Annotated in this window: 22 protein-coding genes; 10 read left to right on the top strand and 12 right to left on the bottom strand. The window is 34.9% G+C overall.

Annotated elements, in window-relative coordinates; translation table 11 throughout:
* Window positions 1-14: 14 nt before the first annotated feature.
* Window positions 15-902, bottom strand: a complete 888-nt coding sequence (locus tag EZ428_RS13965; RefSeq protein ID WP_131553783.1) for a polysaccharide lyase — start codon at window positions 900-902, stop codon at window positions 15-17.
* Window positions 903-1,403: 501 nt separating this feature from the next.
* Between EZ428_RS13965 and EZ428_RS13960 the strand changes: the two genes are divergently transcribed.
* Complete coding sequence (locus tag EZ428_RS13960; protein WP_131553782.1) at window positions 1,404-3,251, top strand: DNA topoisomerase; 1,848 nt, start codon at window positions 1,404-1,406, stop codon at window positions 3,249-3,251.
* Between the two features lie 90 nt (window positions 3,252-3,341).
* Window positions 3,342-3,710: a hypothetical protein gene (locus EZ428_RS13955; RefSeq protein WP_131553781.1), complete on the top strand. Its 369-nt coding sequence runs from the start codon at window positions 3,342-3,344 to the stop codon at window positions 3,708-3,710.
* A 4-nt stretch (window positions 3,711-3,714) separates the two neighbouring features.
* Here EZ428_RS13955 and EZ428_RS13950 read toward each other — a convergent pair whose 3' ends face one another.
* Window positions 3,715-4,044, bottom strand: a complete 330-nt coding sequence (locus EZ428_RS13950; protein ID WP_131553780.1) for a hypothetical protein — start codon at window positions 4,042-4,044, stop codon at window positions 3,715-3,717.
* A 140-nt stretch (window positions 4,045-4,184) separates the two neighbouring features.
* Here EZ428_RS13950 and EZ428_RS13945 point away from each other — a divergent pair, with 140 nt between their 5' ends.
* Window positions 4,185-5,210, top strand: coding sequence for a S66 peptidase family protein (locus EZ428_RS13945; protein ID WP_131553779.1), 1,026 nt, complete (start codon window positions 4,185-4,187; stop codon window positions 5,208-5,210).
* A gap of 168 nt (window positions 5,211-5,378) precedes the next feature.
* Here the strand turns inward: EZ428_RS13945 and EZ428_RS13940 are convergent, their stop codons facing one another.
* Window positions 5,379-6,146: an MBL fold metallo-hydrolase gene (locus EZ428_RS13940; protein ID WP_131553778.1), complete on the bottom strand. Its 768-nt coding sequence runs from the start codon at window positions 6,144-6,146 to the stop codon at window positions 5,379-5,381.
* A gap of 113 nt (window positions 6,147-6,259) precedes the next feature.
* On the opposite strand from EZ428_RS13940, the gene EZ428_RS13935 reads away from it, so the two are divergent.
* From EZ428_RS13935 to EZ428_RS13920, 4 genes are all read left to right on the top strand, one after another.
* Window positions 6,260-6,655, top strand: coding sequence for a cupin domain-containing protein (locus EZ428_RS13935; RefSeq protein WP_131553777.1), 396 nt, complete (start codon window positions 6,260-6,262; stop codon window positions 6,653-6,655).
* Window positions 6,656-6,889: 234 nt separating this feature from the next.
* Entirely contained in the window at window positions 6,890-7,069 is a 180-nt protein-coding gene (locus tag EZ428_RS13930; protein WP_131553776.1) for a histone H1, read from the top strand.
* Between the two features lie 142 nt (window positions 7,070-7,211).
* On the top strand, window positions 7,212-7,523 hold the full coding sequence (locus EZ428_RS13925; RefSeq protein ID WP_131553775.1) for a hypothetical protein: 312 nt from the start codon (window positions 7,212-7,214) through the stop codon (window positions 7,521-7,523).
* Window positions 7,524-7,606: 83 nt separating this feature from the next.
* Entirely contained in the window at window positions 7,607-8,542 is a 936-nt protein-coding gene (locus tag EZ428_RS13920; RefSeq protein ID WP_131553774.1) for a hypothetical protein, read from the top strand.
* Between the two features lie 170 nt (window positions 8,543-8,712).
* Here EZ428_RS13920 and EZ428_RS13915 read toward each other — a convergent pair whose 3' ends face one another.
* Complete coding sequence (locus tag EZ428_RS13915) at window positions 8,713-9,474, bottom strand: LytR/AlgR family response regulator transcription factor (RefSeq protein ID WP_131553773.1); 762 nt, start codon at window positions 9,472-9,474, stop codon at window positions 8,713-8,715.
* Complete coding sequence (locus tag EZ428_RS13910; protein ID WP_165501780.1) at window positions 9,474-12,218, bottom strand: sensor histidine kinase; 2,745 nt, start codon at window positions 12,216-12,218, stop codon at window positions 9,474-9,476. The genes EZ428_RS13915 and EZ428_RS13910 overlap by 1 nt, the downstream gene beginning before the upstream one ends.
* Before the next feature lie 314 nt (window positions 12,219-12,532).
* On the opposite strand from EZ428_RS13910, the gene EZ428_RS13905 reads away from it, so the two are divergent.
* From EZ428_RS13905 to EZ428_RS13895, 3 genes are read left to right on the top strand one after another with little or no spacing between them, the layout of a single operon-like run.
* Complete coding sequence (locus EZ428_RS13905) at window positions 12,533-13,246, top strand: sterol desaturase family protein (protein WP_131553771.1); 714 nt, start codon at window positions 12,533-12,535, stop codon at window positions 13,244-13,246.
* Between the two features lies 1 nt (window position 13,247).
* Window positions 13,248-15,128, top strand: a complete 1,881-nt coding sequence (locus tag EZ428_RS13900) for a beta-ketoacyl-ACP synthase III (RefSeq protein ID WP_131553770.1) — start codon at window positions 13,248-13,250, stop codon at window positions 15,126-15,128.
* 8 nt (window positions 15,129-15,136) lie between these two features.
* Window positions 15,137-16,021, top strand: a complete 885-nt coding sequence (locus EZ428_RS13895) for a DUF6999 family protein (protein ID WP_131553769.1) — start codon at window positions 15,137-15,139, stop codon at window positions 16,019-16,021.
* A gap of 132 nt (window positions 16,022-16,153) precedes the next feature.
* Here the strand turns inward: EZ428_RS13895 and EZ428_RS13890 are convergent, their stop codons facing one another.
* From EZ428_RS13890 to EZ428_RS13860, 7 genes are all read right to left on the bottom strand, one after another.
* Window positions 16,154-17,650 carry a serine hydrolase gene (locus EZ428_RS13890; RefSeq protein ID WP_131553768.1) on the bottom strand — a complete coding sequence of 499 codons (1,497 nt, stop codon included), beginning with the start codon at window positions 17,648-17,650 and terminating at the stop codon, window positions 16,154-16,156.
* Between the two features lie 93 nt (window positions 17,651-17,743).
* A complete protein-coding gene (locus EZ428_RS13885; protein ID WP_131553767.1) occupies window positions 17,744-18,880 on the bottom strand; it encodes a helix-turn-helix domain-containing protein in 1,137 nt (378 codons plus the stop codon).
* A gap of 711 nt (window positions 18,881-19,591) precedes the next feature.
* Window positions 19,592-21,115, bottom strand: a complete 1,524-nt coding sequence (locus tag EZ428_RS13880) for a TlpA family protein disulfide reductase (protein ID WP_131553766.1) — start codon at window positions 21,113-21,115, stop codon at window positions 19,592-19,594.
* Window positions 21,116-21,122: 7 nt separating this feature from the next.
* A complete protein-coding gene (locus EZ428_RS13875; protein ID WP_131553765.1) occupies window positions 21,123-21,881 on the bottom strand; it encodes a LytR/AlgR family response regulator transcription factor in 759 nt (252 codons plus the stop codon).
* Window positions 21,878-23,608, bottom strand: a complete 1,731-nt coding sequence (locus EZ428_RS13870; RefSeq protein ID WP_131553764.1) for a sensor histidine kinase — start codon at window positions 23,606-23,608, stop codon at window positions 21,878-21,880. The genes EZ428_RS13875 and EZ428_RS13870 overlap by 4 nt, the downstream gene beginning before the upstream one ends.
* A gap of 247 nt (window positions 23,609-23,855) precedes the next feature.
* Window positions 23,856-24,032: a phage integrase SAM-like domain-containing protein gene (locus EZ428_RS24370; protein ID WP_225871074.1), complete on the bottom strand. Its 177-nt coding sequence runs from the start codon at window positions 24,030-24,032 to the stop codon at window positions 23,856-23,858.
* A gap of 433 nt (window positions 24,033-24,465) precedes the next feature.
* Window positions 24,466-25,560 (bottom strand): TlpA disulfide reductase family protein, encoded by a 1,095-nt coding sequence (locus tag EZ428_RS13860; protein WP_131553763.1) that lies wholly within the window; start codon window positions 25,558-25,560, stop codon window positions 24,466-24,468.
* Window positions 25,561-25,621: the final 61 nt, after the last annotated feature.

Genomic DNA, 25,621 nt, shown 5'->3' with positions numbered 1-25,621 from the left:
CAGGGCTTTATTTATTACTGTATCTTGTTAACCACTACATTATCAAAGTAGATATAACTTGTCTGGCTAGAACCCCAAACAGCAACATCCTTTCCGCCTCTAAAATTATGGAAAGATAATCTCTTAATTAACCTTTTGCTATCGTTGGTTGTCCATCTTATAGATTGATCTAACACGGTGTTATTGTCTATTTTAACTTGTACCCAGCCATTTTTTGTTGAGCCAGTATTGCTTTTTATATACATGTGCACCCTATATGTTTGTCCTTTGTTAATGCTTCCTGAGGTTGGATAGGTCTTTCCAAAAGTATCACCACAAGGGCCAGCCATATCTCTGTGATAAGCATAAGGCTGGAAATAAACACGACCTGCATCATTTTGATACCACATTAATCTTAAGCTACCTCCATTACCGTCAGTAGCAATGTCGCAACCTGTGTTTTCATCACCAATTAAAAAGCCAAAGCCAACTTTTCCTCCTCTGCTCCAATCAAACTGGCTGTGGAAACGGACGTCATAAGTTAGTTCATAAGCAGATCCATCAGAAATGTCAAATCCTGCAATTAAGCCGTTTGAAACTGAATTTGGCGCCAATGTGGCACGAGCCTGATTGCCAGAAATGTATGCTCTTGTATCATTCCATCCACTGATAGAAGCTCCGCCAAAATCGGCACTGGCCTCTTCATAAGAATAAGATCCATCTGCATGATTAAATCCAGTATTAATGTTACTTGGGTAGGCTAATGCAACAGCAGCTGCACTGATTGGTTCGATGTTAACCTTTTGACTTTCTGCTGCCGCAGATTGGGCTTCAATCTTTTCTTTGTTACAGCTAGAATTAATTACTAATAATGAAATTGAAGCTAACAGCATTAGCTTGTTTGAAAAGAAATTCTTTTTCATGAGATTTTTGGTTTTAGGTTTAATATTTGGTTGAATTTTAGACTATATGAATTGCTTTGATGTGGTATTAAAGCAAATGGACGGAGAGAAACGCCTATTATAGATAAGCCTAAGCCTTTACGAAAGAATGTTCTTTTTTCGAAGTTGTTGTTCATACTTAGGAAGTTTTGCCGGTTAAACAAAATATTTGGTTCTCAAATATAGAGGTATTGAATTGATAATTGCAAGTAAAAAATTATGTAAATAATTGATTTACAATATGTTGTACTAAATATTAAGACGCTTAAGGCACAAGCTGTAGATTCTTAAAGCATTGGTTTTCAGTGATGTATTTTTTAATGAGTAAAATACTTGATACGTTTAAATCGCAATGAAAAAAATATTTTTTTATGCTCAATCCTATCGATAGATTAAGTGAAATTGACTAATGTCGAAAACTTTTAAACCTTCGCTCCACAAAATTTTCAGATATTTAACCCTCCAAAATAGAAGAAGCGAAGAATGAAGATTGTAATTGCCGAGAAACCATCAGTAGGGCGTGAATTAGCCAAAGTATTTGGCGCAACAACCAGGAAAGATGGTTACATTGAAGGAAAAGGATATTCATTTACTTGGGCATTTGGCCATTTATTACAATTAGCTCCACCACAAGAATATGGTTTCATAGGTTGGAGAAGGCAACATTTACCTATGTTGCCGGCAAAATTTAAGCTTTCTATCCGTAAGGTTAAAACGAAAGATGGTTTTGTAGAAGATCCAGGTGTTCGTAAACAATTAGACATCATTAAGAAACTGTTTGATGAAGCAACAGAAATTATCGTAGCAACGGATGCTGGGCGCGAAGGTGAACTGATCTTCAGGTATATTTATTATTTCCTTAAATGTAAAAAGCCATTTAAACGCTTATGGATTTCTTCCCAAACTGATGAAGCCATTAAAGATGGGTTCAGAAACCTAAAACCTGGTACAGATTACGATACCCTATTTAATTCAGCCCATTGCCGCTCAGAATCTGATTGGCTGGTCGGAATGAATGCTACACAGGCATTAAGTATTTCTGCTGGCTCAAAAAGCGTATTGTCATTAGGTAGGGTACAAACGCCAACGCTAGCCATGATTTGTGCTCGATACATAGAAAGTAAGAATTTCGTTCCTCAAACTTTCTATCAAATAGCCATTCAATTAGATAAAGACGGCCAGCTATTTAAAGCCATTTCTATTGCTAATTTTAAAACACAACCAGAGGCGCAAGAAGTTTTTGACAAAGTTCAAGATGTAGCTACAGGTTTCCCAAATGGTGGAAATATTACTGCCGTTGAAGCAAAACCAAGAAAAGAACCACCTCCATTGTTGCACGATCTAAGTTCCTTGCAACAAGAGGCTAATAAGAAAAATGGCTTTACTGCAGATCAAACCCTTAATCTATTGCAGAATTTATACGAGAGTAAATTGGTTTCTTATCCTCGTACCGGTAGTAGATATATTGGAGACGATGTTTTTGCAAATGTGCCGAAACTCATTTCAACCTTAACTGATCATCCAACATTTGCCAATCAGGCTAACTTTTTACAAACAGCAACACTCAATAAAAGAAGTGTAAACGCCAAAAAAGTAACAGATCACCATGCTATTTTGCCAACTGGCGAAAAACCATACAACCTAAGCAAAGATCACCAAGCAATTTTTGACATGGTTGCCGGGCGAATGTTAGAGGCTTTTCATCAAGAATGTTTAAAGGAAATCACTAAAATTACCATAGAATCTGGTTCTGTATTTATTGCCAACGGAACAGTAATCCGATCTGCCGGATGGCGCTCTGTATTTAATGAAACAGAAGAGGAGAAAAAGGATGAGGAAAATCCGGCGTTACCAAAGGTAAAAGTAGGCGAGCTGTTGCCAATCGTTAACAAAGCCTTATTAGAGAAACAAACTAAGCCAAAACCTTTATATAACGAAGCATCCTTATTAAAAGCCCTAGAAACATCTGGTAAGGAAATTGAAGATGAAGAGTTGCGCTATGCAATGAAAGACAGTGGCCTGGGAACTCCAGCAACTAGAGCAGCAATTATAGAAACGTTACTGACCAGAGAATACATTACCCGTGATAAAAGAAATTTAATCCCAACATCTAAAGGATTGGCTGTTTATGAAGTGGTTAAGGATAAAAAAATTGCGCAAGCAGAATTAACCGGTCAATGGGAAAAACGCCTGGAAGAGATTCGTTCAGGTGCATCTGTAAGCGATTTTAAAGCAGAAATTGCAGATTATACTAAAACCATTACCCAAGAACTTTTATTGGCAGGAGCAGGGCTATCTGCTCAGTTGGCAAATGATGTAGCTGTTGTTTAAAATACAATTCCATAAAAGACTGCTTATTAATGTTTTATATTTTAAATATTTGATTATTTTTATAATAATTAACGTTTTGCATTATAAGTCATGAAGAAACAGTATTTATTTTATTTTATCATTCTCCTGTCTTTTTTTGGTTGTAAACGAGATAATAAAAACATTAGGGTTTGCAATGGAAGATCTATTGATGAACTAGCTTGGTTTCAAAAGATAAAGGATGGAACAGCCGACTGCAAATTTTATGAAGGAACAACTGTAAAATTGTACCAATATAAAGGGGAGATGGTTTTCTATGTTTGGAATGGTTTATCATCATTAAGCGTATGTAACCGATTGGTGTATAACTGTGCAGGAAACATAATTTCTAGCAGTTGGACAGATAGCGACTGGGTAGCATTTAATGCTTTTACTGATGCAAATGTTGGTCAACTACTTTATACTAAACCAAAATCGTAAAAATTTATTTTCTAAAACGAAGCAGTTTATGCTCTACTTTCTTTCCAACTTGTTTAAAGAATAAACTGCTAAGCATTTTTGTAATAAAATTTTCTTTTTTCAATATTGTACTATTTATTGTTTTGGACATTATCTTTCCTATTGGATTTGAAGTCAATATTTTATGATGGTAGTTTCTATTGAAAACACCATAAGATATGCGCTTTGGAATTCCTACAAGATATGCTTTGGCATCTAACTTTATATTTTCTTGTATTTGATTCATTTCACATTTCATTGATTTAAGCCCAGCCTTTAATTCATCATAATTAGTGAAAGTTTGGTTTTTTTTCATTGGTTCCGCTTATTTTATTTCTAACACAAACCGGCAAATAGGGTTTTCTATAATTAACAACTTGAAGTTGTTTTTATCAAATCAATAATTATTGTTTGCAATTGCCATTAGGAAATCCGATAATCATTATATTTAACCTAATGAATCGCAAATATTTCCTATCCCTTATTCCAGCTTCGCTTTTAATTAATCCATTAAAAAACGTTGCCTCAGAAACTTCATTGGTAGAGTCTCCTAAAAAAGTTAAAATTCCGCCTTATTTGTTACCTGGAGATACCATTGGGATAACTTGTCCAGCTGGATACATCACCCAAGCCGAAATAGATCCCTCGGTAATTCAAATGAAAAGTTGGGGTTTTAATGTTGTTATTGGAAAAACAGTAGGCGCAAAGGATTTTACATTTGGCGGAACCGATGAAGAACGTTTAACAGATTTGCAACAAATGTTAGATGACCCCACAATTAAAGCCATCATGTGTGCTCGAGGTGGTTATGGCGCAATTAGAATAATAGATCAATTAGATTTCAATAAATTTAAATCATCACCTAAATGGCTCATTGGCTTTAGCGATATAACCATACTTCATTGCCATATTAATACTAATGCGCATATAGCTAGTATACACTCTAAAATGTGCAATAGCTTTCCTTCAGACTGGGCTTTGGCAGAGCCGATACAAATAGAGACCATTAATTCAATTCAGCAAGCGTTGAAAGGAGAAAAAATGAAATATAATACAACTTACAATACAAACAATAGGATTGGTATTGCGGAGGGCGAATTAATTGGAGGTAACCTTCGTTGTATTGAAAACTTAGCAGGAAGTAAATCCGAAGTCCAAACAGATGGAAAAATACTTTTTGTAGAAGATACAGGAGAATACTTATACAGTATAGACAGAATGTTCTATAACCTAAAACGAAGTGGTAAATTAGATAACCTCAAAGGTTTGGTTATAGGCGGATTTAAAGTAAAACCTGATGATGCCGGCGCTGAATTTGGCAAAACATTAATAGACATCGTTTTAGAAAAGGTTAAAGGTTTTGAATATCCCGTTTGTTTTGATTTCCCTGTAGGCCACCAACGAGCAAACTTTGCGCTGAAATGTGGTGTTAAACACAAATTAGAAGTTTGGGAAAAGGGAACAAAACTGGAAGAGGTTTAAACTCGAGTTGTCACCTTAGTATTCGTCATCTCCGACGATAGGAGAAATCTCTGAGCTTCTTTGATACTGAACTGCATTTATCGAAAATGTAATGCTAAATGTAAATAAATATCTCGTCGCTGCCTGCCTGCCAGACAGGCGGGCGCTCACTCGATATGACGAACTTTATTAAGCGCTAATATGGTAAACCGCCGTTTCCTGCAATCTAGAAGCTACAATGATCTCAGTACCATTTGCGTGCGATTGAAAAAGGTTGTGCACCAAATCCGGGCAATTATTATCCTTACTTAAATGAGAAAGAAATAGATGGCTCATGTAAGCTGGTTTATGCGCTAAGAATAATTCTAATGCCTGTTTATTTGATAGGTGACCATTACCACCACGAATGCGGTTCTTGAGAAAATAAGGATAACGTCCTTTATCCAACATTTCCTCATCATAATTTGCTTCTAGAAATGCAGCATGGCAATTCTTAAAATTATTAATCACATGGTCACAATGTCCACCAATATCTGTAAATACACCCACTGTAACTCCATTACAGCAAATTGTAAAACTGTGGGGTTCTGCTGCATCATGTTTTTTGGGAAATGCAGTGATGCTTAAACTTCCAAATTTTACTGGTACATAAGCCAGAAACGATTGTATTAAGTGAGATTGGATTTGCTGTCTTCCACTAAGCAAGGTACTTTCAGTAATGTACACAGGTATTTGATATTTTTTAGCTAGTACAGGTAATCCACGGATATGGTCACTATGTTCATGAGAAATAAATATGGCCTTTACCTTACTCATGCAGAGCGATAACCTTTGCATCCTTATTTCAGTTTCCTTACAGCTTAAACCGGCATCAACCAATATTGCCTCATCGGCATTGCCAATATAAAAACAATTGCCGTTACTACCTGTGTTTAAGGAGCTAATAAATAATGCCATAGGAGGATACAAAGAAAAAGAATTTATCAATTCAAGTACAGCATATTTATAAACATTGTGTGGATTGAAACAACTTTAGTAAATTACTGTTTTTACAACATAAACGAATAGCCATGGAAGAGAAACACAATAATGCAACAAAGCAGCGCCCAGAAGGAGCGAGGCCATTAGATGCTGGAATAATTCCCATAAATATTCCTAAATATATTGATCAATTAAAAGGGGAGGATGCCTATCAGAAAAATGGCAAAAATGCCATTACTGTTTTTAAATCTGATACGGTAACCATTACCTTAATTGCCATGAAAATCGATGCAGAATTTCATCCTGGAAAAGAAGAAAATGAAGCAACAATGAGTTTACAAGTGATAAAAGGTGAGGTTTTGTTTGAAAGTTTTGGCAACAAGGTTGAGTTAAAAGATGGCGAATTGGTCACTTTACACCAACAATTGGCATTTAAAACAACGGCTATTTCTGATGTGATTTGCCTACTTACAATGGTTAAATAGCAATTAAAGGCACTTTACAGGAAAAAAAAGTAAAAAAAATGGTAGAGCTAACAAATTGCTTTTCAGGAGTTTTTATCTGAAAAGTGGCTTAGCATTATCATAAAGCAAGATAAATTATTCATCAGATACTTGTTTATTAGGTTTAAATGATATATTTGAAATCAAATTAAAACTAAAAAAATGGAAACCGTCAAAAGACAGCTTCCAAACCTTTAAAAAAACAAATATAAAAACATGGAAAAATTTTCAAAAGTGAAAGAAGTAATCGCTGCAATTGAAGCAGATGCAGAAAAATTTTATAACGGTGGTAACGCTGCAGCAGGTACAAGAGTACGTAAAGCTATGCAAGATCTTAAAGGTTTAGCTCAAGAAATTCGCACTGAAGTAACTGAGAAAAAAAACTCAGGTAAATAAGCTTAAAGCGTTATATTACTAAAAAAAGACTTTGCCAAGGCAAGGTCTTTTTTTATGTAAAAAACTCTTACCTGATATTTTAAATATGCTAAATATCAGTATATTAGCAGTAAAAGAGTTTAGATTTTATTTTCCCTAAAAAATGATATCAGTTAAAGTTAGCTACACTGTAAAACCAGAATTTGCTGCACAAAACAAGCAAAACATCAACACCTTTCTAACCGATTTTAAGCAGTTAAAGCAGCTCAAATTCCTCTACAATGTTTATCTTCAAGATGATGGATTAACTTTTTTACATATGTCTATGTATGAAAATGAAGAAGTACAGCAAACCATATTATCTACTCCTTCATTTTTAACCTTTCAGCAACAAAGAGATGAAAGCGGATTAACCATACAACCAAAAATAGAACTCATATCGCTAATCGGGTCTTCCTTAAGCCCGTTAGTTTAACTCTTGCTTTTACTCCCTTTTTTATCACAAGATGTTTTTCATTTTGGTATCTTGCTTCACTAAAATTTTGATTACTGTTCCCTATGAAAAGCCCATTAACGCTCCTTTTGATTATTTTATTAGTTCAAACTATATCCTTTGCTCAAGAAGCTGTACTAAAAGTTGCTAGCAAGTACAATGATAACCGAAGTGTTACCCTAAGTTATGAAAAAGAAGATCCAGGCACTTATACTTTGGTGATTGATTTTAAACAGTTAACTAATACGATGGGAGCTATGCAACAGTCTTTTACCTTAACAGGATCTAGTGGTAGTTTTTTAACGCTTACTCCAAGCAACAAAGAGCAGAATGTTGGATTTTCTTATAGTTATCGATACATTAGGGGTAAGTTAAAACCTAAAATTAGTACTGATTTTTTGTATCTTTTGCCCTACAAACAAGGTGTCGAATTAAAAGCGGCAGAAGTTGGGTTTGTAGGTGCCATGTATTTTGGAAGTACAACACCTGAAGATTGGAAAGTTTATCGATTTTATACAAAAGACGAAGATACCGTAACTGCAATTAGAAAAGGGACAGTAGTTAGTGTAAAGGATTTATATGATACTGATGCCACGCTTGGTGTATCATTTACCAGTAAAACAAACGAAGTAATTATTGAACATAGCGATGGTACCTTAGCTACTTATCGTGGATTTAAAAAAGGAAGTATCAATATAAAAATTGGGCAAACTGTTTTCCCGGCAACCATGTTAGGTTTAAATGCTAAATCTGGTTCAAATGATATGTTTAACATTTCCTTACTTCTCACTTACCTTAAATCGAATGATTTTGAAAGTTCAAAAAACCAAAACCTAAAAAACTCAAAAAGTTTATATGGTTTTGTAACGCCACATTTTTATACATTAGAGAATGGCAATCTAATTCTAGAAAACAACAAGTTTTACACATCTGCAATAAAACCAGAAATTGTTCAACTAGAAATGACTAAAAAAGAAATAAAAAATGTGGGAGTTAAGTAGAGAATAGACCATATTCGAGTCAAAGGTTTCTGTAAGCCATTGCTGTTTTTGGCTCACACATTCCAAGCATAAACCCGTTCAAGAAAAATTACCCATCTATGAAATTCCTCGAAACTAGGACCCGAGCTATTAGATAACAAAACTTTAAGTAATTTAAAATTAGGCTAGGTTTAAAACTTACCTTTCATGATTCTGTGTAAAACTTCGTCTTTTTTTTGTCTGGATATTGGAGCCTGACTACCGTCTTCCATGGCGATGTATCCACCATCGGTTTTTACATAAGCAACGATTTTTCGGAAGTTGATCAGGTGAGACTGATGCGTCCTAATGAAATTATGATTTTCAAGCAATTCCTGATATTCCTTTAATGTTTTACATACCAGGTATTGTTTTTTATTGTCTAAATAAATATGCGTGTAATTACCTTCGGCCTCGAGCCTTATGATTTTATTGATAGTTAAAAACTCTATTTTATCCGATAACGGGATAGCGATCCTCTGCTCATTATCTCCTCTGTCTATATTGGCAACCAGCTCTTTTAATCTTACGTTTTCTTTTTTTGGATTAATTTGGATTGTTGCTTTTTCAACTGCATTGCTCAATTCCAAAATATTAATTGGTTTAAGCAGGTAATCTATGGCACATGCCTTAACTGCCTGTATGCCGTACTTATCAAAGGCGGTAACAAAAATAACTTCAAAATTTTGCTGCCCATTTAATAATTTCAACAAGTCGAACCCAGAAATTTCTCCCATTTCTATATCTAGAAAAAGTAAATCGGGCGCTAGTTCCCTAATTAATTGGAGTGCTTCAATAGCAGTGCCTGCTTCGCCAATGATGGCTACATTTGGGCAATATTTCAACAACAATTGACGCAAGTTACCCCTGCTTTTCAATTCATCGTCAATTAATATCGCTTTTAAGATTTCCATCAATCTATCGGAATAGTTAACACAGCAATAACGCCGCTTTCATTTTCTCCTAAATTACTACTTAAATGTAAGCTTCCAACATTTCCATCGGCACTGAGCAAGATTAGTCGTTCTTTTAAAAGCTTCAATCCAAAGCTTTTATTGCCGTGGCCTATATTTTCTTTTAAACCTGTGCCATTGTCTTTGATTACAATTTTAAGGTATCTCTGATCGCAACTAATATGTATGGTAAGGCGTCCTTCATCTCCCTTTTGAGCCAAACCATGTAGAATTGAGTTTTCTACAAGCGGCTGAATGATCATACCCGGAATTTCCATTAATTGGGTATTTACTTCGGGAGAGACTTCAATATCAAATTTAAAGTTAAAGCGAAGCTGCTCCAGCTCACAATAAAGTTTAATTGCATCTAGTTCATCTGACAGCGTCACGAAGTTTTTTTCCGAATTATTCAGTACCCTTCGCATCAGCAATGCGAATTTCTCCAGATAAACATTCGCTTCTTTATACCGATCATTATTAATTAGCGACTGTATGGAATTTAAAGCATTGAACATAAAATGCGGATTCATTTGTGAGCGGATAGCCTTGATCTCCAGACCCTTTATTTTGTTCTTTATTAAAGTTTTCTGCCTTAAGCCGGCAATTCTTGCCCTATACACTAAAAAGCCGACCATTAAAGTAAGCAGGGCGGAGCCAATGCTCCACCCTATAGTATTAATTAATGACGACTTTTGCTCTTTGGTCATTACACTCGAATCTATTGCTTTTTTGATCAGCTCCTTTATTACCTGATGAGCTTCGGCCTTATCGGCTACTTGACCACCATATTCATCAATCAAGTAACCAGAGATGACCCGAAAGTCTGAATCAAACGTAAATACTTTGGTCTGCTGATAAAAAAGGTCAAAATTCTCAGGGCAATCATCACTTAATTCTACATAGGTAACATTGGTTAGGTCCTTTATTTGCTGATCAATGCTCCAATTCGGACGAGTCCATTGGGCGATAACAAAATGAACCTCACTACCTTTTTGTTTTTTTATAAGGTCGAGATAGCCTTTTAAAATATCAGGAGAATTATTGTTTACGATTAATACCAAGGGTTTTCCTTTAAATTTGGTAAGATCGAGAACGTTTCCGTCTTTTAACAGGAGTTTCTGTACAGGACTTGGGTTTCCTGGTAACCATAATCTTGCTTTTGCCCAAAGCTCTTTAATGCGATTTGTAAGTGTAGTATCGCCGCAATTAGCAATGAAATCTTCATAGTAATTTTTCAGTCTTTCTGTATTTTCAAGGTCACTTTTGTGAAGCTCTTTTTTAAATGATTCGGAAATGGAAGAGTATAAGGGATATCCATCGAAAGAAGCCATAGCGGTCGCAAAATCAGTATAGAAAGCATACTGATTGCTCTTTACCAGACCTAGTTTTGTTTGCTGATAGGAAGCTAACCACGTTAGGTACCACATGTAATAAAGACCGCCTTCTGAACCATTCATAGAAACGGCTAACGTATCAATACTTAGAAAGAATCCTTTTGGGAAATCATCAATAGATAGATTAGGTTTTAGCTTTCGGTGGTGAAAAAAGTACTCCAGTTTAGTTCCGGCCTGAACATACTTAAAATCTGTTCTGCAAGAATTTAAGATTTCTGGAGAAACACGGTTAGTGTACTTATTGATTACCGCATCAAGATCTTTTTGTCCCTGTTTTTGAAAAGCTATAAATTCTTTTAGTGATTTAGAACGGTAATTACTTTCATTAACCCATTGTTTGTCAAAAACAGCGACCAGATCTTTACTTAGCGAGGCTTTTGCTGCAGCATTTCCTCCGAAAGAAACGGTGTTGTAAAAATTCAGTGCATCTGCTTTAACGGTCAGCGTATCTAATGGTTCCAACAGCAGACTAAAAGTTTTAAATCCATCAAATTCATCATCCCCATCAAATTTACCAAAAACCCATCTACGCCTTGTATTTGGGCCTGCCAATATATTTGCACTAAAAGATCCATCTTTATTAAACCTAAAAATTTCATCATTACCGCTTAAAGATGATCTGGTAACTGAGTAAATGCTATCTGCCTTAGTTAAATTGGTAATGTTTCCTTTTATGACTGCATTTTTTTGCAATTTAAAAGAAGCTGATTTTACAACAGCATTAACAATATTTTTCTCACCAGCAGAGTTTGATAAGTCTACTGTTTTAATGAGTGGTTTGCCAACGATTAGTGAATTTAATATGGTTTCAGAAATTTGCTTTAAATGTTCTGTTTGAAAAAATTTACCAACCGATAATTCTGTTCTTGGTGTATAATATTGTGTTTTCCTATCAATTACTGAGAAGCTGACTTTTGTAGCAGTTGATAATAGTTTCAATTTTGATATTTTCCCCTCAGCATTTGCTGTTATTTCGTAAATCTGCTTTGTTAAATTGTTTTTTCTGTTTTCTACATAGGGAGGATAGTATGAATCATAACCTAACCAAGTGTTGTTTACATCAGCATATTTCAATCTCATCCGTTCAATAGAGACTTTAAAAGCTAAATCTCCATTTTGTGTTTTATTGGAGATTTCATACCTCACATCAAAGCGATAGTCGGAGGTATGCGTTAAATTACTGATTCGAATATCTGTTTCAAACCAGTCTGCTAACTTGAGCGAGGAGATGGTGCTCTGCTTTTGAGCAAATAGTTGCGAAAGCCCGAGTAACAAAGTCATTCCAAGGCTTAACAATTTTTTCTGTTTCATGTTTATAAGATTTAAACAAAAGAACTTAAAGCTATCCATTTCGTTTGGCCTCATTGAGCAGATGACGTGTATCACTTATTATTCTGCAATAATACCATTTCATCTTGTTGATTGCAGCGATTATGGTTAAAAGATGGTCTTGTTGGTAATCGGTTCAAGTGCTTAGGATGACAAACTAAGCAAAACAAAAAAGCCTCACATTTCTGTGAACCTCACTGACATTTTCTCGAACACCTTTGTGTCAGATTTAAAACGTATAAATTTTGCTTTACTAATGGTATCTTTAAAAGGACTTAACAGACATCACCTATTTTATGATAGAAGCACTATTTCGATGGACTTTTGAAATTTGGTATCAAGCATTTATCGCTTTTTTTGTCTTTTTTAATTTGATATATTGGTTGATTACCCTTACTGGGCTTGCCTTATTTAAAAAAATTGCAAAGACTAAGCAGCTTACTAAGATAGAGACTTCGTTGTACCAAGGACAAACCAAAAGAGAGATTTGGCAGTCTATATGCTCTATATTTGTTTTTAGTTTACAAGGTATTTTAATCCAACAAGGTTTGGTATATGACTGGTTTCAGATAAGTTACGCATTCAACTGGTGGTTTCTATTGCAAGTATTGGTGCTTTTTTTATGGAATGAAATCCATTTTTATTGTTGTCATTATCTGTTGCATACCAAATGGATGATGCGAAATATTCATCGAGTTCACCACCATTCAATAGAAACCACTGTTTTTTCTACCTTCAGTTTCCATTGGGCCGAAGCTTTTTTATTAGGCACTGTGATTTTGTTCCCTTTATTTGTTTATCCATTTCAGGCAGCTGCCATTCTCGCTTTACCGGTAATGAGTTTGATCATTAATTTGCTCGGTCATTGCAATTATGATTTGTTTGCTACGCATGATCCAAAGCATGTGCTGAAATTTTCTTACAGACATGGTATGCATCATAAAAAAGGCAGGGGTAATTTAGGATTTTTACTACCTTGGCTAGACACATTATGTAGAACCTCAATTTAAAATGAATAGAGTTTTTGTCACCTCTACTGGGTCTTTTTTTCCAAATGAGCCTGTTTCCAATCATGAGATCGAGAATTTCCTTGGTTTGTTTAATCATATACCTTCCCGTACAAAAGATATTTTCTTGCGAAAAAATGGTATAAAGACAAGGTATTATGCGCTCGATCAGCAACAGCACACTACACATAAAGCATATGAAATGGCTGCGCTTGCCATTAAAAACTGCATCGACCGTAGTACATTGAGCTACAATGAAATTGATATGTTGAGTACGGCAACAACACAAAGTGATTTACCTGTTCCTGGTTTTGCGAGTATGGTTCATGCCGAAAGTGGCATTGGTAGATGTAATATTGCTTCGCACCAAAGTGTATGTGCTGCAAGTATGATGGCCATTCAAAATGCTTATCTCCAAGTTAAGTCTGGTAATAGTAAAAATGCAATCTGCTGTGCTGCCGAATTACCTAGTAGGATGTTTAAATCCAAACGTTTTAATGGTCAGAATGCATTTGAGCTCAAGAATACAACGTTGCCGATAGAGATAGATTTTTTGCGTTGGATGCTTAGCGATGGTGCAGGGGCAATGTTGCTTCAGAATGAGGTTTCACAGCAAAGTCTTTCACTTGAAATTGATTGGGTAGACCTTAAGTCTTATGCACATGCTTATGAAGTATGTATGTATACGGGTGCAAACAAGTCCGAAAATGGCAATGTTGAAAAAACTTGGCTTGATTATGATACGATCGCGGAAGCGAATGCAGCTGGTGCGATTAATCTTAAGCAAGACATGTATTTGGTTGATAATATTGTGAAAATCGGGATTCAACGGTTCTTTGAGCTGGTCGACGAAGATCGATTTGTACCACAAGATATAGATTGGCTGGTTTGTCATTATTCTTCGCATCACTTTAAACCTCAAATTGTTGATTTATTGCAAAAAGGTGGGGTTGAAATTGCACCAGAGAAATGGTTTACCAATTTATACACTGTGGGTAACGTTGGGTCAGCATCTATTTTTGTAATGCTTGATGAGCTAATGAAAAGTGGTAAGCTAGCTTCGGGGCAAAAGATATTATGCATGGTTCCTGAAAGCGGCAGATTCATTACAGGATACATGATGTTAACTGTAAGGAGTTCTGTTGGAAGCCAAAAAGTTTCTTTTTCAGACAAGATTGAAGAAATTAAGGCTCCAGAAATCAGGGTTCAAGATAAACCAGTACAAGAATGGCTTGTACGGCAATTGACGGGTGTTTGGTTTGATTTTGAACGCGGATTACAGCAAGTGCCAATTGTTAAAAAAATATTTAAAGGCCAGCTTACTTTGGAAGAGTACAAACGTTTGCTAGTAAATCTTCGTCAGCAGGTAATTGATGGATCACAATGGATCGCCCGTGCGGCATCAAATGTAAGCATGGAATATTTCCCTGTGCGTTCGGCTTTTATTAAACATTCTTCTGATGAACATCGTGATTATCAGATTTTAGAAAAGAATTATATCAATTGTGGTGGAACGGAGACCGAAATCTTAACGGGCATTAAAAATATCGGTAGCGAAGCTTTAAGCGCCTATATGTTTCATCGCGCTAGTCAACCTAATCCCTTCGATTTGCTTGGGGGCATGTTTATCATAGAAGGCTTAGGCAATAGGGTTTCAGGTAAATGGGGTAGGGCTATCCAACAACAGCTGAACCTTGATAAAGATCAGGTTTCCTTTTTTATCTATCACGAATCAAGTGATGCGAATGATAATCATTTCGAGCGTTTTGAACAGGCTATCCAATCTGAACTACTTACAAAGGAAATTGCCGAAAAAATAGTTAAAACAGCCAAAGTGGTAGCTAAACTTTATACCTTACAATTAGAAGAAATAGATAATTTTTAAAATCCGGTATGTTACATAAAAAAGAATATTTCGAAGAAATGGTGAATGAGCCACGCAATCCGAGCCACTGGCATGCCTTGTACCTCGATAAAAGTGTTCCATTTAACGCCGATGCGAAAGCTGCTTTTTTGTACGATTCTTCTACTAAAAGCAGACAATTTCTTTATCCTGTAGTTAAGGTATTTGCAAGGCTTTCTATTATATTAATGCAGTTGTTTAAGATTTTAATTCCTAATTTAATCAACGCGCCTAAAATGCTACATAAATGCCTGTATATTGGTATGAAGTATTTTATTACACCTGAGGCGAATTTTGTTATCCTGCGACATTTTTATCTAGGCTCTGAAGTATTGAGGTTTATAAAGGACAATGTAGATGGAGCAGAAGAAATTCCAATGAATCCTTTAAAACCTTTATCGGTAAGTGATGTTAAAGATAATTTATTTCTCGAGCACGATTTAAACTTGTATAATTTCATCATCAACCTTAACAAGGCAATAGAGGAAAAAGGATTAAAAATTCAGAAGAAGACAAATCCTGATTATAGTGCCATAACTACAGGTGAGATTCCTTTTTCAGAATTCAGAGATGGATGGACCAATTTTATTGATCTTAGTACAGCAATTGAAGTATTTACTCCAGTTTATCAGTTTTACCTAACAGACAATGATTTTTGGCGTGCTACCAACTCATTGCAACTCGATGAAGTTATCGGCATTTATGCAGCTACTATCATGGATTGTCCAGAAAAACTTACTGCATTAAATAATAAGCATCCCATGATACCGTTACCTACAGCTGGTGCAGCTTTCAGGTTGTTACTTCATGGTTTCTCTACCGAAGTGCTACATGCAATGTTGGTGCAAAGTAAGAAAGCTAGCGGTAACAATTAATTAATTGTCAGGCAAAGGGCCAGGGAGAAGGATCTTCGGCCGTATGAATACTGGGGAGGACGTTTAGTGGTGCCCAAATTTAACGTTTAAAATATAATAATACAGAAAGGTTTTGTTACATTAGAGATTATCTTACTTCCCAATTTCCTTTTCAATTTTTAAAAGCATTTGTTTCCCGTTTTCATTCTCAGGATTTAGTTCAACCGATTTTTGATACATTTTTATTGCCTCTGCTTTTTTACCACATTGGTGCAAAGCTTCGCCGTAACTGTCAAAAACATTCCAACTCTTTGGAAAAATTAAAGTCGCAGAATTGAATACTTCCAAAGCATTATCACATTTTTGAAGTCGCAGAAATTGATAACCCAATCTGTTGAAATCTCTTTCAGAAGCCTCATAACTACTCGGATTTTTCAAATATTGCTCAACTAATTCACTTGCTTTTTCCTTATTTCCATTTTCAATTAAACTTCCATAGATTCTCGAAAGATTTTGAGTAGGAATTGTATAAGGTTCATCGTTTATCAAATTTAAAACAGCATTAGAAATAGGAAAAACCGGACTATTTCCCAAATTACAAAGCAAAATCACACTTTGATTTTTAGTGATATTATGCAACAAAATACTCGTCAATCCGGTAATGAAGCCATCGTGAAAAACAATTTTCCCCTCTCTTTCATCCGTGTAGATCTCCCAACCTAAACCATAACTTATTTCTTTTCCATCAATAGTATAAGAAACAGTTTTTCCATCATTGAGTTTTGTTGCCGTCAAAGCTTCTTCCAATTCTTTTTTACCCAAAATCAGATAATTGAATAATGCTTTTTGATATTTTTGTAAATCTAAAGCCGTACTTACAATCCCACCTGGCCCATAGAAATTACTTTTTTCAACAATTAGGAAAGTTTCTTTTAAAGTATTTTTATTAACAAGATTGGTTGAATAAAAATTAGGATAAGCGTATAATTCTACTTGATTTAGACTTTTAATTTTTCTGTCTAACGGTACAAATGAATCTTTCATTTTTGCAGGTCCGAAAATATTCTTCTCTATATAATCCCTGTAACTAATTCCAGAAAGCTTTTCAATAATCAAAGCTGCTAGGCAAAAATTGACATTGTTGTATTCCCATTTGCTTCCAGGCGAAAATGAAAGTGGTGTTTTGAAACGAATAAACGTTGGTATTATATCCTGATTCGATATGATTTTTTCAGGCTGTTCTTTAATAATTGTATCAAACAAAGTATATTCCTGCGCCAATCCAGAAGTATTATTGAGTAGTCGTTTGATGCTGATATTCGGATAAGGAAAATCGGTCAGATATTTTTGAACAGGTTCATTGATATTCAATTTTCCTTTCTGTTGAAGTTGAAGAATTGCTGTAGCAGTAAACGTTTTTGTGATGGAAGCAATAGGAAATTGAGATTGGTCATTCAGTTTTTCTTTCTTTTCAATATTAGAAAATCCATAGTTATTAGAAAATATGGTTTTCCCGGATTTTGAAATTAATACACTTCCGTTAACAAGGTTTTTATTTGAAAGTGTAGAAAAAAAATCATTTAAATCTTGTCCCGAAAGATTGTTTGTGAAGAAAATAGTTATTAATAGTAATACAAGTCGATTTTTCATTTTGATTTATAATTTAATGCAAAGATGCTTTACATCTCATTAATACACGACCGATTAAAAAAAGTCGAACGCATTTGTTATAAAAAAAACGAACTAAATTGGATTTTTTCTAAAATCCGTCGGTGTTTTTCCCGTGTGTTTTTTAAAAGAAGTGCTGAACGAAGATTTGGAATTAAAACCAACTTGGTACAAGATTTCCAAAACAGTCAGTTCTTTTTGAGAAGAATCTCTAAGGATTTGCATCGCTTTTTCAATTCTATATTCATTTACGAAATCGAAAAAGTGTTTATCCATATAAAAGTTAATCAAAGTAGATAAATCTTTAACTGGCATTTTTACTTGCTCGGATAAATCCTGAATGGTTAATGATGAATCCAAGTAGGGTTCTTTTTCCACCATAAAATCTTTTAAGAATTCGATTTGCTTATTTTTTTCTTCTGCTACCAGAAGATTAGGTTTTTGTTTTCGAACAACTTCTGTAATAGGTTTCAGATGGGAATTCACTCCTCTGAAAAATTCAGGATTGTTTAATGCAATAAATAGATACCAACAAGTACAAAATAAAAACGTAAACCCATCAAGGGTTACAATCCATTGTCTTACCTCTCCCAAACCGATGGTAAAAGTAACCAGCCATCTCAGCAGCACTAAGAAATGTAAGAGATAATATACAATTGTTATCTTGTGCAGCGCATTAATTAGAGAAATATTAGGATTCGTATAATTCTCAAGATAAACAGTTCTGGAATTTCTAATAATCAGAAATGAAGCAATAAAATAAACTTGAAATAGCAATTCGAAAAGAATTTGGAAAAAATGTGTAATAGGCATTTGATTCATACGCTGCATAAAATGCAATTTCATTGCGGTAGTCTCAAAATATATACCCGAAATTAAATTCAAATTGTAAGCAATAAATGGAATAGCGTGCAGTAAATGTTTCGTTTTTAATCGGAAGTCAGAAAAGCAAACCGACATTACATAGAAGTAAAACGATGCAGGAACCAAAAAGACAATACTCCAACGAAAAGCCTCAAGGTTGATGAAATTTTCAGGAATATGATGAATCAAATGTTTACAAGCATCTATGGCATTTCCGATAAGAAAAAAAGCAAAAAGTTGATTTCCTAATTTGTGTTTCGTTTTCACGGTCAGTAAAAACAAGGCAAGAAATAGAATGACGAAAATTCCAATGAAAGCAGTGATCTCAAGAAAATTATATTGATCCATATGGTAAATTAGCTCCCAAATTTAATCAAAAAAGGACGTCCTGATGAAATGTATTTTGTAAATCGATATGGTCAGAAAATCACCTGATGGGCCATGTGCTCTACCAGAAAAATGAATAATACTTGATGAAATACATAACGGCGAAGGTTTCAAACTCTTCTCGCTGTTCGAGATGTTCTGTCCCAAAGACATCGCTTTGGGTAAAGGCATCTCGTACTTCTTATCCTTGGGATTTGTAATCCCGTTTACTAAAAATAAGTGATCCTTCACTGGCTGCCAGCAGTGCAGGCTCAGGATAACAAACATAATAAAACAAAAAAGCCTCACATTTCTGTGAGGCCTTCTGTGATCCCGCTGGGATTATAAGGTATGTTCTCTCCACATTAATCTTGTCCAAAGCCTCATTCCTGCAATGCAGGAATATCTTTTTTCATTTGTCTGCCTCTTCAAAAACAAGTTTTGGAGGTTTCCAAACGAAAAAAGCCTCACTAGTGTGAGGCTTTGTGATCCCGCTGGGATTCGAACGTTCTTCAAATTTCAGCGTTTATTCAATATCTGAAAGGTTTTGGATTTCGTACTCACCGAATCACTCACCTTTTTTATATACGTTTTAGCTGCAAATGCCATAACATAAAGATAAAAATTTCGAACGAATATTCAAATGAGAAGGTATAAATGAATTTTTCTACCGAAGAGGATAATAAAGTTAGGCTATAAACCAATCACTTTTTTCAAACTTTCTCTATTTAAATACCCCATATGCGTAATGACTTTCGAATTTATCTTGCCATTTACATCCATCACCACATAAGCCGGAAATCCTGTGCCGGCGTTTAACATTTCTTTAAGCTGGGTTACGATCTTATCATTCACGAAAATATGTACGCCTGGCACTTGTAAATCGGCAACTTTTTGCTTCCACAATTCCATAGTAGATCCGCCACTTGTGCAGAGATAGATGTATTCTACGGGTAAATCTTTATTGGCTTCGTGTAACTTTTTACTATTGGGAAGATCTCCCAGACATGGTCCGCACCAAGTAGCCCAAAAATCGATAATCAATGCTTTATTCGGGAACTTTTGCTTTAAATTAAGCATAAAGTCATCCACACTTTTTAACTCCATTATTTGAAATAATTCTGCGCCGAATGCTAATTTTGAAAGTGGAGTACCTATGGTAATGGTTTCTATTTTTGTTGAGTTTGCAAGTAAGTTATCAATGCGTTTTTGATTATTGGTTGCCTTGATCAATTCGTTGTTTGCTATTTTTCTAGTCCACCGTGATTGCATGCTACTGATAATGGTTGAATACGATTTAGAAAAAACATCTTTTTCTGAGTCTAGCGACACAAGCTTCAAAATAGCTGATCTTTGTGGGGTGTACAAACTATCTAAGAGCGCTAAATTACTGGTCAGTGTTTTTGGTTCCTTACCTCTTTTCATATTTCGGGTATAGATATTCAAATAATTGTAGAACGCAGACCCATCATTACTTGTAAACATAGGTTGATGCGCACTAACTTCTTTAAATAATGCTGTTGGCATGACGTCACCCCAATAGGAAGCCGTTAATGTGCTATATATTTCAGACAAGCTCTCATTTTTAACCGCCCACCTATAATTTTTATTGGTAACGATAAATTCGTCTTCCAAAGCTATTATAGCTTTTCTAATCGAGTCAACTTTGATTATAAACAAGTCTGGAGTAAAGTTTCTCCTCGTTCTGCCTACCTCTGTAAGACGACTTGTAAGTGCGTTCCTCTCAGCTTTTTTAAATAGTACATTTTTGTTCATAACCGTATTCAGATTTCCATCCAAACCCGAATATACAATGCCGTCTCCAATCATATATGCCCCATCCTTTGGTAATTTGCTGGCATCTATCGAAACCGTTAACCCATCATTTAAGTAAACACCTGCGTACAAGTAATCTCCTACGCTTAACCAGGCTTGCTGATTTGGAAAATTCTGATCAAAAATAATTTTTGCCAAGCCCGTTTTATCCGTCTCTGCATAGCGTGTAGTTTGCATACCTACACCAAGTTGAACCAGCGTATAGGTTATGGGTACCTTTTTTACCGTGTCGGGCAAGTTTTTAATTTGAATGGTTAGGGTAGCCGGTTGATGTGCCGTCAAATAGGCATCCATTTTTTTATCCTCTAAAGAAAGAGAAACTTGTTGTGCATTTAACTGAATGCAGTAAAGCGACAGGAATAAAAATAATAAGTTCTTCATTTTGTGTTTATTTTTTTATGTTATTTAATGCATTAAGTACATTTTCTTTTTTGTTTCTTGAAATTGGAATACGCACATTATCCTCAATTAAAAGATAGCCCCCGTCTTCTTTTAGCAAACTTTTGATGAATTTTTTATTTACCAAATGAGATTGATGACATCGAATAAAGTCATAGTCTGCTAGCAATTCTTCGTATTCGAAAATTGGTCGGGATACCATGATGTTTTTCCCATCGACCAAAAAGAATTCGGTATAGGCATTAGACGATTCGCACCGGATAATATCGCTCGTATTTACAAATCTTATTTCCTTAGTCGATGCAAGCGCTAACTTATGCTCCTTCTTAGCATCTTTATCACGTATAAGCTCCATCAAATTTTCGAGTTGGAGGTTTTCTTTTTTTCTGCTTAGCTTAATTTCTACTTTACGAACGGCAGCTACTAATTCTTCGGGATTAACAGGTTTAAGCAGATAATCAATGGCCGAGAATTTAACGGCTTGGATACCATATTGATCGAATGCAGTCACAAAAACAACTTCAAACTGATAATGAGGTAGTGCTTTTAGCAACTCAAAGCCATTTTTATTAGGCATTTGAATATCTAGAAATAACAAATCAGGTTTAGTAGTAACAATGAGTTGAATAGCATCTTCAGCATTGGTGGCAGTACCCACAATGGTTATTACCAACTCGAGTTTTTGAAGTAAACCAACAATGTTATCGATGTTGTTTTTCTCATCATCTATAATTACAGCACTAATCATAATAACCAATTTTTAAAATAAACAGTTACGTGGGTTTTATCGTTTACTCGTGTTACCGAAAATTCGATATGTTGCTCATTTAGCGTTTGATTCAATAACTTAATCCGTTCTTTAGTAAGCGGTAAACCGAAACCTGTCGGCTCGCTATTTTCATTAAATCCTTTCCCATTATCTTTTACCATCACCACCATATCATACGCTACCTTTTCGAAAGTTAAATACAGCCAACCATTTTCTTGTAGTGATGATATGCCATGTTTTACAGCATTTTCTAGTAAAGGTTGTAAGAATAGACTTGGAATTTCTACCGCATTTAGGTCTATCAGCTCGGTGGTTTCGATTTGATAATTAAATCCGAAACGAAGTTTTTCTAGCTTTAAATAGTTTTCGAGTATTTTAATTTCACTCGCTATGCTTACAAATTCATTTGTACTTGCTTTTAAAGAATCACGCATCAGACTACTAAACTCCAGCAAATACTTCGATGCATTTTCTGAGTCATTCTTGGCAATTAGGCCTTGTATAGAGCTAAGTGCATTAAATACAAAATGCGGATTAAATTGCGAACGGATAGATTTAAGTTCCGTTTGCACCAACTGTTTTAGGGTGCTTTGCCTTCTCAATTTCTCCGCTTGTTTTCTCGAACGCCAAAGTAACACTACAAAACCTATAGCCAAAAGAACCAGCATGCTTAAACCTATTTTTGCCCAAAGTGTTTGATACCAAGCCGCCCGTATTGTAAATGGATAGCTCGAAGTATGTTCTCGCTGCATACTATACCGCATTTTTAACTCGTAATTGCCGGGAGGAAGGTTTTTGAGCCAAACCAAATTAAAATCAAAATCGTTCCACTTCCATCCCGTGCTATCCCTTCCATTTACTAAATTGTATTCGGTAACGTTTTTAGAGCCAATGATGTCGTCTAAATAAAATATTAAATTATTGTCTTCATGATTAAATTCATTCTTCAACTTTAGTAGTGTGGTATCGCTTTTCCAATTGGTATTATAGCTGTTTCGTAGCATCTGATTGCCCCATTGCCTATTAAAGACCCGTAAAAAATTTGGAAGTCCAGAAAAGGTGAATACGCCAACTACCTTAGGTTTCCATTTTACCCAATATGCCGATAGAGAAACGCTAATGCTATCGGGAAAAGCTTTTTTCCTTACCTCGAAAGTTAAGCCGGTATCATAACCCGCTTTAAAATGACCTAAATAAGCGGTTACCAAATCTTTCTTCGCTGGATCTGCTATTCTACTCATCCAATAAACTGGGACGAAAAATTTAGGCGTACGCCAATTCACAACAACTTTTTTCTTGTCTTTCAAAACTCGAAATTCATATTCATGTGCATTTTTAGCATTAATCCCGTTAACGGTTATAATTATTCCAGACGTATCGAATATGGGAATGGCATCTCTGCCACCAGTGCTGTTTAACGTTACTTCATAAATCCCTTTTTTATGATTTTCATAATTTTTTAATTGCGGAATTTTCTTGACAAGATCTTTGTAATCCACTTCAAGTTTATTACTATAAAAGGCGCAAATCAGTAAGTCATTCCTTCCTTTGTTATAAGTAGTGCTTGAAAAATACTTTCGAATAGAATCGCCATGGCTATCGTGTTTAACAACAGGATGAATTACATCGAGGTTGATATCCCGCTTTTGCGCTTTACAAAAGATGGCGAACAGAAAGAAAGACAGAAATAGAATAAGATTACGCATTTATTCACTATGATTTAGTATCAAAGTAAAGGCTTTCAATCTTATATTGTACATGCTGATTTGAATTAGGTAAGTACTATTTTGAATTAAGCAATTTTTATCTAAATATCTACAAAATACTAGAAATGTTATGCTTTTGCTTTTATACCTATCACCGTTGTATATTGAATTATTTTGAAGCTAATTGAATTTGATTTCAAAAGTAGGAAACGCAATTATTTTCATGAATTTTTGAGCATCGTGACATTTACATTGCACAGGATTTCTCAGACCTTAGATAGTAATCAAGCTCATTCAGGAAGGCAATGTCAATATTCCGCATGTCAAGGTCTTTAACGTTATATTTAAAAGGCAAAAATATCTCCAAGTACTTTTTAAGTACCTTGTACCTGTTGAGTGTTCCCTCCATATTAATCTTGTCCAAAGCCTCATTCCCGCTATACAGGAATATCTTTTTTTCATTTGTCCACCTCTTCAAAAACAAGTTTTGGAGATTTCCAAACAAAAAAGCCTTACATCTCTGTAAGGCTTTCTGTGAACTTGACTGACATTTTCTCGAACCACTTTGTGTCAGATTTAAAACGTTTAATTAATTTGGTTGAGGAATTGGATGAGGAATATCGAAAGGTCTCTAGTAGAGTTTTGTGTGATTTCACTACTAGGGTATATACAATGTTTGTAATCATCTAAACAGTATTTCCACTTAACAAACAAGATTTATTAATCATCTCTAATGGCTTTTCGAGGTACAGTGAACTATTTAAAATATGGAGTTTTTCTCCCAGAGAGTTTACCTAAAAAAGGAAAGATTTTTTATGTTCATTCCCGTACGTTAAACAATTGCCTATGTGAATGAATTATAATGATTTAGCTAAAAATTCTTTCAATTTTTCGGGAGTTATATCTTTAAAAATAATTTTTCCAGTGTTATCAATTAAAAAGTTTGTAGGAAAAGCATTAATCAAAAGTCTGTCACATACCTTTCCATCAAAATCCCACAATTGTTCCCAATTCATTTTTTCAGTTTTTATAATAGTTAACATTGCTTTTTCTTTACTTAGGTTATCGTTTGAAATCCCAATTATATTGAATCCAAGAACCCTATAGGTATTGAATATTTGTTTTAGTTTTGGGAACTGTTCAATACATGGACCACATGAGCTAAACCAAAAATCGATTAAGGTATACTTATTGGTCTCATACTGTAGTTTTGTTGGTTTTTTACTTAACGAAAAGGTGGTTACTGTTGGAAACATAGAGTTACTCGTTAAGGGGATTGATTTAGATTTTAAAAGGTTACGTGCAAATTCAATTCCAGTTAACGTACTTTTCAGATTTCCTGACAACACATTAAATGCATTTTCATATTTATAAGGGTCTGATTTTCTTGCCGCTAGAACGACATTCCATAAGGCAACATACGAATTAGGGTTGTTTTTGGCATAATCGTACACAATTCCCCTTTTTGTCTTTGCTAAAAGAATTCTCTCATTCTTAATACTATCTGCTTTAATTGTGGACAATGTGTTGTTGTCCATCCTATTTTTTTGCAAATCTGATGATAATTTTTTATCACGCTGATCTATTTCGGCAAACGACTTTCTGTACTTAATATATTCGTCATTAGCCTCCGAACCAGATACTGAAACATTATGCTCAGAAAAACCTCCTTTAATCTCCTGGTTGCCTGGACTAATAAAAAAAACTTCAGATATAAGGGTCTTAAAATACAAATATGCCGCATGGGGGTATAAAACCGTTCCGCTAAAGGTAAATTTCCCTTTATTGACGGATACCGTAATGGAATCTACCTTGATACTCCTGTCATTGTAAACAATTGAAACCTTGCCAGTATCTATATCCTTAAGGCAACCATTGACAATAAATCTAGTTTGAGTAAATCCCAATTTCGTGAAACAACATAAAAAAACACATACTACAAATTTTAACATAACAGGTTGATAAATTATTTTTTTAATTATAAACAGAAGCTAACCTAGCAAAATTCTAGAC

Source organism: Pedobacter frigiditerrae, assembly GCF_004331645.1.
GTDB classification, from domain to species: domain Bacteria; phylum Bacteroidota; class Bacteroidia; order Sphingobacteriales; family Sphingobacteriaceae; genus Pedobacter; species Pedobacter frigiditerrae.
Note: the sequence above shows the minus strand (reverse complement) of the source record. Positions and strands in the feature narration are given on the sequence as shown.

Excerpts from the sequence above, each read along its gene's own strand:
- EZ428_RS13965 (WP_131553783.1), bottom strand. The coding sequence starts at position 902 with ATGAAAAAGAATTTCTTTTCAAACAAGCTAATGCTGTTAGCTTCAATT.
- EZ428_RS13960 (WP_131553782.1), top strand. The coding sequence starts at position 1,404 with ATGAAGATTGTAATTGCCGAGAAACCATCAGTAGGGCGTGAATTAGCC.
- EZ428_RS13955 (WP_131553781.1), top strand. The coding sequence starts at position 3,342 with ATGAAGAAACAGTATTTATTTTATTTTATCATTCTCCTGTCTTTTTTT.
- EZ428_RS13950 (WP_131553780.1), bottom strand. The coding sequence starts at position 4,044 with ATGAAAAAAAACCAAACTTTCACTAATTATGATGAATTAAAGGCTGGG.
- EZ428_RS13945 (WP_131553779.1), top strand. The coding sequence starts at position 4,185 with ATGAATCGCAAATATTTCCTATCCCTTATTCCAGCTTCGCTTTTAATT.
- EZ428_RS13940 (WP_131553778.1), bottom strand. The coding sequence starts at position 6,146 with ATGGCATTATTTATTAGCTCCTTAAACACAGGTAGTAACGGCAATTGT.
- EZ428_RS13935 (WP_131553777.1), top strand. The coding sequence starts at position 6,260 with ATGGAAGAGAAACACAATAATGCAACAAAGCAGCGCCCAGAAGGAGCG.
- EZ428_RS13930 (WP_131553776.1), top strand. The coding sequence starts at position 6,890 with ATGGAAAAATTTTCAAAAGTGAAAGAAGTAATCGCTGCAATTGAAGCA.
- EZ428_RS13925 (WP_131553775.1), top strand. The coding sequence starts at position 7,212 with ATGATATCAGTTAAAGTTAGCTACACTGTAAAACCAGAATTTGCTGCA.
- EZ428_RS13920 (WP_131553774.1), top strand. The coding sequence starts at position 7,607 with ATGAAAAGCCCATTAACGCTCCTTTTGATTATTTTATTAGTTCAAACT.
- EZ428_RS13915 (WP_131553773.1), bottom strand. The coding sequence starts at position 9,474 with ATGGAAATCTTAAAAGCGATATTAATTGACGATGAATTGAAAAGCAGG.
- EZ428_RS13910 (WP_165501780.1), bottom strand. The coding sequence starts at position 12,218 with ATGAAACAGAAAAAATTGTTAAGCCTTGGAATGACTTTGTTACTCGGG.
- EZ428_RS13905 (WP_131553771.1), top strand. The coding sequence starts at position 12,533 with ATGATAGAAGCACTATTTCGATGGACTTTTGAAATTTGGTATCAAGCA.
- EZ428_RS13900 (WP_131553770.1), top strand. The coding sequence starts at position 13,248 with ATGAATAGAGTTTTTGTCACCTCTACTGGGTCTTTTTTTCCAAATGAG.
- EZ428_RS13895 (WP_131553769.1), top strand. The coding sequence starts at position 15,137 with ATGTTACATAAAAAAGAATATTTCGAAGAAATGGTGAATGAGCCACGC.
- EZ428_RS13890 (WP_131553768.1), bottom strand. The coding sequence starts at position 17,650 with ATGAAAAATCGACTTGTATTACTATTAATAACTATTTTCTTCACAAAC.
- EZ428_RS13885 (WP_131553767.1), bottom strand. The coding sequence starts at position 18,880 with ATGGATCAATATAATTTTCTTGAGATCACTGCTTTCATTGGAATTTTC.
- EZ428_RS13880 (WP_131553766.1), bottom strand. The coding sequence starts at position 21,115 with ATGAAGAACTTATTATTTTTATTCCTGTCGCTTTACTGCATTCAGTTA.
- EZ428_RS13875 (WP_131553765.1), bottom strand. The coding sequence starts at position 21,881 with ATGATTAGTGCTGTAATTATAGATGATGAGAAAAACAACATCGATAAC.
- EZ428_RS13870 (WP_131553764.1), bottom strand. The coding sequence starts at position 23,608 with ATGCGTAATCTTATTCTATTTCTGTCTTTCTTTCTGTTCGCCATCTTT.
- EZ428_RS13860 (WP_131553763.1), bottom strand. The coding sequence starts at position 25,560 with ATGTTAAAATTTGTAGTATGTGTTTTTTTATGTTGTTTCACGAAATTG.